Origin of the sequence: Nocardia sp. 2TAF39, assembly GCF_052114905.1 — a bacterium.
GTDB lineage: Bacteria > Actinomycetota > Actinomycetes > Mycobacteriales > Mycobacteriaceae > Nocardia.
Genome location: NZ_JBFRFQ010000001.1, coordinates 118,513 through 126,845, shown reverse-complemented (window position 1 = coordinate 126,845; position 8,333 = coordinate 118,513). Strand labels below are relative to the sequence as shown.

The window sequence follows — 8,333 nt, the reverse complement described above, 5'->3', positions numbered from 1 at the left end:
TGAAAGAATTTGGAAATTGCGGCCACATGGCAACCTGCGGTTCAACCTGAGTTGCACAATTGATCGGACATTGGATGACCTGCTTGTAATTGCTGCTGGTCGCGGAGTTACTGGTGGTCGATGTGGGTCACTAATCGGTCGGTAGGATTGCCGGTTGTGGCGTTCATTCGCAAGGTGAAGACCGCGTCCGGGGCGACGGCGGTGCAGATCGCGGAGAAGGACGGGCGCCGCAACAAGATCATCGAGCACGTGGGGTCCGCCCATGCCGATTCCGAGCTGGCCGCATTACTGGAGACCGCCCGCAGCAGACTGCTGGCCGGGCAGCAGATGCTGGATCTCGGTCTGGATGGCGCCGCGCCCGGGCCGGCGCGGATCACCGGCAAACGTGCCCGGTGGCTGATCGAGACCATCACCACCGGCTGGCGGAATCTCGGTTTCGGTGTGATCGCCGATGAGGCGTTCTTCCAGCTGGTACTGGCGCGGCTGGTGCAGCCGACCTCGATGAGTGATACCGTCCGCGTCGTCGGCGAGCTCGGGATGACACCGGCACACCGCAACACCTACGCCAACGCGCTAACCCGTTGCGCCACAAGCGATTACCGCGACCAGATAGCAACAGCATGTTTCGCCCACGCCGCGAGTATCGGCGGGCTCGCGTTGGTTCTCTACGATGTCATGATCGCGGCGAGCCCGCGACGTCGAGTACTGCCACACCGCCCGCCACGCTTTTGGCTGCGTCTGCGGATCCCACACCGGCTCAGCGCGATTGCGTCGGTCGTTGACCTGGGATTTAGCATGCCGTGGGGTGACCGTGTCGATGATCTGCCCGTCGGTGAACACCTCGCCGTGCCAGTGGAAGTGCGACGCCAGATCGGCTGGTGCTTTCACCGTGCGGGAACCGACGATGAACGACAGCCCTGCCGCGTCGAGCTCGGTCAGGTTCGACGCCGAGAGCATCCCGGTGGCCGCGGCGACGACCATGCGGGTGGCCTCGAGGCCATGCCGTTTCTGGAACTGGGCGATGATCGGCACGATCGTGGTGGTCTCGGCGGTGTTGCCTTCGAAACAGCCGATCTCCAAAGGGAACCCGGTGCGGTCGACCAACATCCCGACCAGGATCTGCGGGTCCACCCGCCGTTCCTTCGAGGACCCGACCTTGCGCAGGCCGTCTTCTTACTCGGCCTCGAAATACTGTGTTGTCACGTCGTAGAGCACCAGGCTCAAGCCCCCGGTGGCGGCGGCGTGGGCGAAGCACCTGCCCGCGATCAGGTCCCGAAACTTACCGGGACCGATCTGGGCAAGGTGGCGTTGAATCGTCTTGTACGACACCCGATCCGCGCCAAGGTCGGTTAGGGCGCGGACCGCGTCGGCCTTCGACGTCGGCTCCACTATCGGGGCGATCACCAGATCCCGGAACACCGGATCGGCAACGACGCCGAACCCGAGCTGGTCGTAGACACCAGCCAGGACGTCGTAGAGCAGCCGCGAGCTGGTGCCCAAAGTCCGGGCCGCAGAATCGAACATCGCCGGCCGTGATTCGGGTGGCAGCAACACGGGGCACGGAAGTCGGCTACATCGGAGATCCGCTCGACCGGATCCGGGACATCGAGGTCGAGCACACCCTGATCCCCGCCGACGATCCGCCGCGCCCGCTCCAACAGAATTCCCAGCTCAGCATCGGTGTGAGCGGACCCGACATGCTCAACGATCCGCACCCGGCCGCGGTCTTTACTCGCGACCTGCACCGCCACCGCTCCAGACGCGGTGGTACGCCACACGCCGGACTTTACCCGGTTAGTACCCCAAACACCCCTCCCGGAGCAACAAAACTCCAGGTCAAACGAGCATATGTCCGACTTCGCGGCGAAGGTGTCCCGAGTCAGGTCGCAACGGGGTACAGTTCGCTACGCGGATGTGCCGAAATGCGTCTACTGACGCAGCAACCGCGGCGAACTCGCGATGACTAGTCGGACACACCCTCGTCGAACACATCGACACCGTCCTGGGCGGCACGGCCCACCGACTCTGTCCCACTCTGCCCAACGTCGGCGGCGAGTTCGAGAAGCTTCTGGTGGGCTTTCGCTATTCCCGATGGTGTGTAGTGTGCGATCACCACACCGTCGTCGTTCTCGCGGTTGTCGACGTGGGCGCGCAGGTAATTGTAGGTTTCGGGCAGAAACAGGGTTGGTGTGCCCAGCGTGTGGACCGCGTAGTTCAGCGCGGATTGGTCCTCGATCGGGAGGGGGCGTTCGCGGTCGCGCCACTGCTTCGCGGCGAAGGTGAATACCGGCTCGTGCGCGCGGCGGTTCACGATGAACATGCCGGCGTTGAAGTACGTGGCTCGGGGTAGGTCGGCGTCGTACTCGGGATAGAGTCCGATGAACTGATCACGCACGCAGATGAATTCATCGTGATCGGCCAGCGCGGCAGCCGACCAGGGGCGCAGTACGACAGCATCGGAATCCAGATAGAGGATGGTGTCCGCTGCCGCGAGTTCGAACAGTCAGAGTTTGACGAAACCGGGGAACGCGTCGCGGGGAAACCCCGCCGGAGCGTGCTCGATGACGTGGAATTCCAGACCAGTCATGCGTTCGGCGCGTGCCGCGCTCAATCGCGCGGTCTCCCGATAGCCGCCGAGTCCTAGCATTACTCCGATCATCGGTTCAAAGATAATGCGCTGCAACGCCACAGCGGTGCGGTTGGCCTCATGAGCGAACGAAATGAGCGAACCGTGTCTTGGTGCGCTTCGCAGATGGCCGAGCCCAGCGGAGGAAAGGCGCGGTCATGAGCGAACTCCTGCGCTTTCGCGCCGGCGAGGACGGCGTGATCGTGGTCGAGGCGGACCCGTCCGACGCCGGCGTGCAACGGGTCGGCCGCGGTGGGGTAGTCGATGTGAAGCGGCGCTTCGAAGACGCTCTGACCGATATCCAGCATGCCGCCGCGGCGGCATTGGCGGTGTTCCGTGACGGCGATCTGAAACCGGACGGCGTCGAGTTGGAGTTCGGTATCAAGCTGAACGCCGAGGCCGGGGCGGTGATTGCCAAAACCTCGCTGGAAGGACACTTGACGGTCAAGCTGTCGTGGAATCCGGGAAAACGATCTCCGGTGAGTTGTCGGCCGTGCGCGCCTCATCGTTCGCACAGCGTCAGGATGTGCACGGCACCGGCCGCCTCACCACACGCGACACCACCGTCCGGCAGCGCCGTGACGGTGGTGATCCGGCCGTCGCCGCTGAAACAGGCCACTTCGGTCGCCGATTCCACATCGTGAACGGTCAGGCGGTCACCGACCCCGATCGCGACGCGTTGGTCACCGCGCAGTGCGGTTATCGTGCGCACCGGTTCACCCAGTTCTGCGATAACACCGAGCGACTCACCGTCGGATACCCGCCATGACCGGACGGTGCCATCGCCACCGCAGGTCACTACCCGCTCCCCGACAACGAGAATGCCGGTCAGCAGCGAGTCGTGCGCTCGGTGCTCCCAGACGGGTTCGGGCGAGCCGAGACACCACGCCGACAGCACTCCCGACACACAGCCGGACAAGATCCGGTGCTCGGCGACGGCGAGGCTGATGATCGGGCCGCCGGTACCGCGATAGCACTGAATCTGCAGCCCGGCCGTCACATCCCAGACACCGATCTCACCCTGTACGCCACCGACGACGACGTGGTGGTCCTCGAAGCCGGGCACCAGCATGCGTGGGGGCTCCGAGAGTTCGATCTCGATCGCCGGCCCGGTCAGGCTCGACCTCGCGGCGATTGCGCCCGTGAACCGCAGTCCGGTGGTTGTGGCCATGGCCAAACGGCCGGCACGGGCAACGACCCCACACAACTCTCCCCGTGCGACTTCCGTGCCGGTGTCGTGCCATGACTCGGTCTCGTTGGTTTCGTTGTCCGGCAAGGGAATGGACGTAGCGTCACCGCCTCGACCGAACACCCGCCAACCCAGTCCGGGTACTTCGACCACAGCTACGGCCGGTTGTGTGGTGATCCAGCGGGCCGTCCGTCGGCCGGTTCGCAGATTCCACGTGGACATCGATCCGTCGTCCGCGGTCACTACGATTGTTCGAGGGTCGACAACCGTGATCGATGCGATCCAGGCCGCATGCATCGAATCACTCTGCTGTGCTGCCGCTGTCACGTCCCAGACTCGCAGAGTCGACTCTTGCGCCGCGGACACGACGCGAGTTCCGTCGGCACTGAATGCGGCAGAGGCGATCCATCCGGTGTGGCCGCGGTAGGCCCGTGTCGGTGATTCGCCCGCGAACCGCTCGCGCAATCGCAAGATGCCGTCGTCGGCACCGGACAGCACCTGACGTCCGTCGGGCGACAACGCCACCATCTCGACCCATCCGGTATGCCGTCCGAGTTCCACGGTGGTCAGTCCGGATTCGATATTCAGAAGCTCCACCGCGCCCGAGGCGCTGCCGAGGACAGCGGTGGACCCGTCCGGCGTCACCTCGAGTGACCACACCTGGCCCTGGGCGGGGTCGCGGTCGGCGCCGAGGAAGGTTCCGTCGGTGTGATCCCAGCAATGGACGACGCCGTTGTCCGCGGCGAACAGGACGTGACGATCGGTCAGTGCCATGGCGCGTGACTGCACGCCGTATTGGCCGGTGTCGAAGCACCACTTCGGGGCGAGGTCGTGAATATCCCAGACTCTCAGCGTGCCGTCTTCGGATTTCGACGCCAGCGTGCGTCCGTCGTGCGCGGCGCGCACCGTGTACACACTTCCGCGATGGCCCTCGAGCACCCCTCTCTCCGCCTCTGTCGGCCAATCCCACACGCGCACAGTGCCGTCCATTGATGCCGAGGCGAGCAGCGTGCTGTCCGGTATCAGCGTGATCGACCAGGCCGCGCCGTTGTGCCCCCGCAGGATGCCGCGGACACTGCCATCCGCCAGATCCCATACCGGATCGTGCCGTCGGCGGATCCCGACAAGACCCAGCGCCCGTCAGGCGATACCGCGAGACTCCAGATTCCCCCCTCGTGGCCCCGCAGGTGGTACCGTTCCCGGCCATCGTCGGTCAGATCCCAGACCCGGATACTGCCATCTCAGCCTCCGGACACCGCGTATCGATCGTCCGGCGTGAGTACCACGTCGCGAACAGAACTAGTGTGCCCGACCAGCGTGAACAGCAGCGGGCCGCCCGGAGCCGTCAGGCTGGCCGACCGCGGACGCAGCCATCGCTCGCCCTCCCGATTCCGCGCGGCAGCGATGAGATCCTTGATCTGCGGCCACGCCGAATCGCCGAGACGACCGATGAGCTGGGCCGGCAGCTGCGCCCGGCTGCGCGTGAGGGCATGACTACTCAGGCGCAGGGCATCGCCGACAGCGGTGACCGGATCGGCCCGCGGCAGTAGCCGATACGCGGCGAGCAGTTCCGTCGCATCGGCCGCCCACAGCACAGTCTGCAGCCAGTCCAGCTGCGACAGCAGATCCCGCAACTGCGCAACCTCTCCCGCGGCGACGAGATGGTGTGGAAGTGCCCGATAAAAATATCCATCATCCGGACCGTATTGCCACCCGGCCGGAGCCTGTGCGCGATACGCCGCCACTAGCAGTTGGTGCAACCCGGGAAGGTCGATGGACTGCCGATGCAGATAGTCCATCTGCAGATCGTGGAGGCCGAATCTGCCATCGATCCCGAGATGGATCAGCGACCGGTCCGCGAGTCGGTCGAGTAGCTCCGCCACATCCAGATCGTCCAGCCCGGCGTGCGCCCACAGTGCCTGTGCCGCACCGACAGTAGGCTCGCGATCCGCGAACACGGCCAGTTCGAGGTAGCGCTCGCGGTCGTCCGGTTCCAGGGCGTCCACGCCGACGCTGATCGCGCGGAGCAGATTCGGATAAGGGTAGTTGCCGAACTGCTGGGCGATCTTGCCGAGATCGGCCTCTCGCAGTCGTCGTAGCACCCCGCGCCAGCGCTTCGGCCTGCCCGCTACCATGGCACCGGCCATCGCCATGGCCAGCGCGAGATGTCCGCATTCGACGGCGACCTCCAGCGCTTCTCGGGGCAGCGCCTCCACTGCGGTGCGTGCCCATTTGGCCAGCAGAGTCAGCGACTGGCGCAGAGGCAACTCTCGCACCTCGTGGCACGAGGCCCCGACGCCTCTGGCGATGGCGGCGTCGCGCGTGGTGAACAGCAGTCGACCGGGTTCCTCGACGATGTCGAGATCACCGAGATCCGATGCGGACCAGACATTGTCGATGACGAGCAGATATCGGCGCCCTGCCAGCAGTTGGGTCAGCAGCGCTTTGCCCTGCTGGGCGTCGACGAAGACCATGCCGGTTCGGCCGAATGCGGCGGCCACCTGTGCCTGCCTGGTCGGCAGGACGGGTTCGGGCCGAGTTCGACCCAGACGACGCCATCCGGGAACGCCGCTCGTACTCGGTCATCGCGGCACACCTCCGCCGCGAGAACAGATTTCCCTGCCCCACCCGTCCCGACAAGCGCGACCCTGGCACCCTCGAGCCCAGCCACCCGTAAAGTCGAACTCACCGCGTCGACCTCGGCTCGGGTGACGAACTGGGATGGCAGTACTGGAACATTCGACAGCGCGCCGACCGCGCTGACCGACTGGCCGACCTCGACACCCACCCCGCCCAGCGTGCGGGCAAGAAGCGAGGTCGGGAGCATGAACCCGATCTTGCGGGTGACGGCACGATCACGCGCGACCACCATGCCGACAACCCGATCGACTGCCTCGTCGTATACGGCGCCACCGCTGAACCCGGTCTCGATGGCGGAACCAGGCACCTTGACGTCTTCGAGCTGATACCAGCCGCCGCCCACCCGGTCCCGAATCACCCCACCGGCCCACAAACCTGCGTCGTGACCATCAGGAAACCCGTACACCCGAAACGGGTGGTCGCGAACGGTCTCGGAGTCGAGTAGCCGGATCGGCTCGATCGGCGGCGGTACGGGCAGCTGCAGTACCGCGATATCGCCGCCATCCGGATCACCCACGGGTGACCAGCCCACGACCGTTGCTGACATCGATGCGATACCGGGGGCCTGAGTGAATTCGACCGACACCTCCGCTACCGGCGCCGCCGCCGCGGCGGCATCCGCTCCGGTGGCGTCGCCGACGACATGCGCACAGGTGAGCACGAAGCGTTGGGCGACAAGGAATCCCGCGCCGACTGTGACCCCGTCGATGGTGCGCACCGCGACCAGCGCCCGCCGCCAGTCAGCTGCGCACATTCCAGCGCTCCTCGTTCAAGTCACACCGTCCGTGCCGCAGATCTCCGTCCACCGTGCGGATGAACAGATCCAGCCGACCGGCGTACGGCGAGCATACGGCAGGTCTGCCGACCGAACCGGTTCCATCGGTGATGACCTGCATGCGCGTTGACGACGCACCTGCGTCCATGATGCGGGTCGTCGCCCAGCCGACCGTTCCCTCCGATACTCCGAAGAATACGTCGATGCGGGACGGAATCGCCGATACCGCCAGCGGATCGGAGACCGTCGTGGCCGCGGTCAGCACCTTGTCGCCGCGCCCGGTCCGCCACAGCTGTTCTGCTCCGGGCTCGAACTGGACCAGTCCATCATGATGCCGCGCGAAGGCGACAAGTCGATTCCGGACGGATCCGACGCCCCGGCACCACACCAGTATCGGATCTCCGGTGCAGTGCAACGATTCTCCCGTCGACCCCGCCATGCCAGGACCGACATCGAAGGTGGCGCGGCCGGGCAACATAGGTGTCGCGTGGGTACGTTCATTCGGAACGTGGTACTGACGGCGCAGCACGCCGTCCTTCCCGCGTGCGACGACCTCCACCCCGTATAGACTCGTGACCACCGCTGCGGGCTGTCCGACGACCCGCCCGGCCAGGCTCTCGGGCCCCATGAGGCCGATCGGATGTTGATACCAGTAGTGTTCGATCACCTCGACGGCGCCGGTGGCGATCAGATCGAACCGACCGCGACTCCAACTGACGGCGCACATGTCCGACACCGCGCCTTCGGCTCGCGCGAGCCGCCACGGTCCCCAACGGCTGGTGTATTCACAGTGCCACAGCCGCGTTTCGCCGTCCCGAATGAACAGATCTAGTCGGTCGGCACCCCAGGTGACCAGCGCGGGCCGACCCACTGGCGCAGCGGGCAACTCCAAGCGCGCGGTATCGACGATCGTGGTGCCGTCCAAGACCAGATGTAGCAAGCGGTCCTCGTGAACGAGAACGACCACGTCCACACACCGGGACCGCCGCACCACGGCCACCGGGTCGGTAGTGATACCTTGCGCGAGCACCGAAAACGGTGAAACCTGCACCATTGGAGTGTCGTTCACAGCGCCAATGATGCTACTGCGGTGCGGTCACCAT

Annotated in this window: 8 protein-coding genes and 3 pseudogenes; 1 reads left to right on the top strand and 10 read right to left on the bottom strand. The window is 65.5% G+C overall.

The features are described 5' to 3' along the window. Nucleotides 1–285: 285 nt before the first annotated feature. The 4 genes and pseudogenes from AB4Z47_RS00610 to AB4Z47_RS00595 all read right to left on the bottom strand — a co-directional run bounded on the left by AB4Z47_RS00610 (nt 286) and on the right by AB4Z47_RS00595 (nt 2,659). Nucleotides 286–552 (bottom strand): hypothetical protein, encoded by a 267-nt coding sequence (locus tag AB4Z47_RS00610; protein ID WP_441947165.1) that lies wholly within the window; start codon nt 550–552, stop codon nt 286–288. 72 nt (nt 553–624) lie between these two features. Beyond that, a pseudogene (locus AB4Z47_RS00605) lies at nt 625–1,778 on the bottom strand (IS1634 family transposase); the annotation flags it as partial. Between the two features lie 185 nt (nt 1,779–1,963). Further along, the gene (locus tag AB4Z47_RS00600) at nt 1,964–2,503 is read right to left on the bottom strand and encodes a glycosyltransferase (protein WP_441947325.1); all 540 of its coding nucleotides are present in this window, start codon (nt 2,501–2,503) and stop codon (nt 1,964–1,966) included. Continuing rightward, nucleotides 2,504–2,659: a hypothetical protein gene (locus AB4Z47_RS00595; RefSeq protein WP_441947164.1), complete on the bottom strand. Its 156-nt coding sequence runs from the start codon at nt 2,657–2,659 to the stop codon at nt 2,504–2,506. It abuts the gene before it with no gap. A 125-nt stretch (nt 2,660–2,784) separates the two neighbouring features. Here AB4Z47_RS00595 and AB4Z47_RS00590 point away from each other — a divergent pair. Further along, nucleotides 2,785–3,024: pseudogene (locus tag AB4Z47_RS00590) on the top strand (CU044_2847 family protein); the annotation flags it as partial. A gap of 104 nt (nt 3,025–3,128) precedes the next feature. Here the strand turns inward: AB4Z47_RS00590 and AB4Z47_RS00585 are convergent. The 6 genes and pseudogenes from AB4Z47_RS00585 to AB4Z47_RS00560 all read right to left on the bottom strand — a co-directional run bounded on the left by AB4Z47_RS00585 (nt 3,129) and on the right by AB4Z47_RS00560 (nt 8,299). Next, complete coding sequence (locus AB4Z47_RS00585) at nt 3,129–4,754, bottom strand: WD40 repeat domain-containing protein (protein WP_441947163.1); 1,626 nt, start codon at nt 4,752–4,754, stop codon at nt 3,129–3,131. Between the two features lie 36 nt (nt 4,755–4,790). Further along, nucleotides 4,791–4,877 (bottom strand): annotated as a pseudogene (locus AB4Z47_RS00580) (WD40 repeat domain-containing protein); the annotation flags it as partial. Further along, nucleotides 4,838–5,002, bottom strand: a complete 165-nt coding sequence (locus AB4Z47_RS00575; protein WP_441947324.1) for a WD40 repeat domain-containing protein — start codon at nt 5,000–5,002, stop codon at nt 4,838–4,840. The pseudogene AB4Z47_RS00580 and the gene AB4Z47_RS00575, both read right to left, overlap by 40 nt. A 54-nt stretch (nt 5,003–5,056) precedes the next feature. Then, a complete protein-coding gene (locus AB4Z47_RS00570) occupies nt 5,057–6,316 on the bottom strand; it encodes an NB-ARC domain-containing protein (RefSeq protein WP_441947161.1) in 1,260 nt (419 codons plus the stop codon). After that, nucleotides 6,250–7,209 (bottom strand): trypsin-like peptidase domain-containing protein, encoded by a 960-nt coding sequence (locus AB4Z47_RS00565; protein WP_441947159.1) that lies wholly within the window; start codon nt 7,207–7,209, stop codon nt 6,250–6,252. The genes AB4Z47_RS00570 and AB4Z47_RS00565 overlap by 67 nt, the downstream gene beginning before the upstream one ends. Beyond that, a complete protein-coding gene (locus AB4Z47_RS00560; protein WP_441947158.1) occupies nt 7,196–8,299 on the bottom strand; it encodes a hypothetical protein in 1,104 nt (367 codons plus the stop codon). Before AB4Z47_RS00560 ends, AB4Z47_RS00565 begins: the two co-directional genes overlap by 14 nt. Nucleotides 8,300–8,333 lie beyond the last annotated feature (34 nt).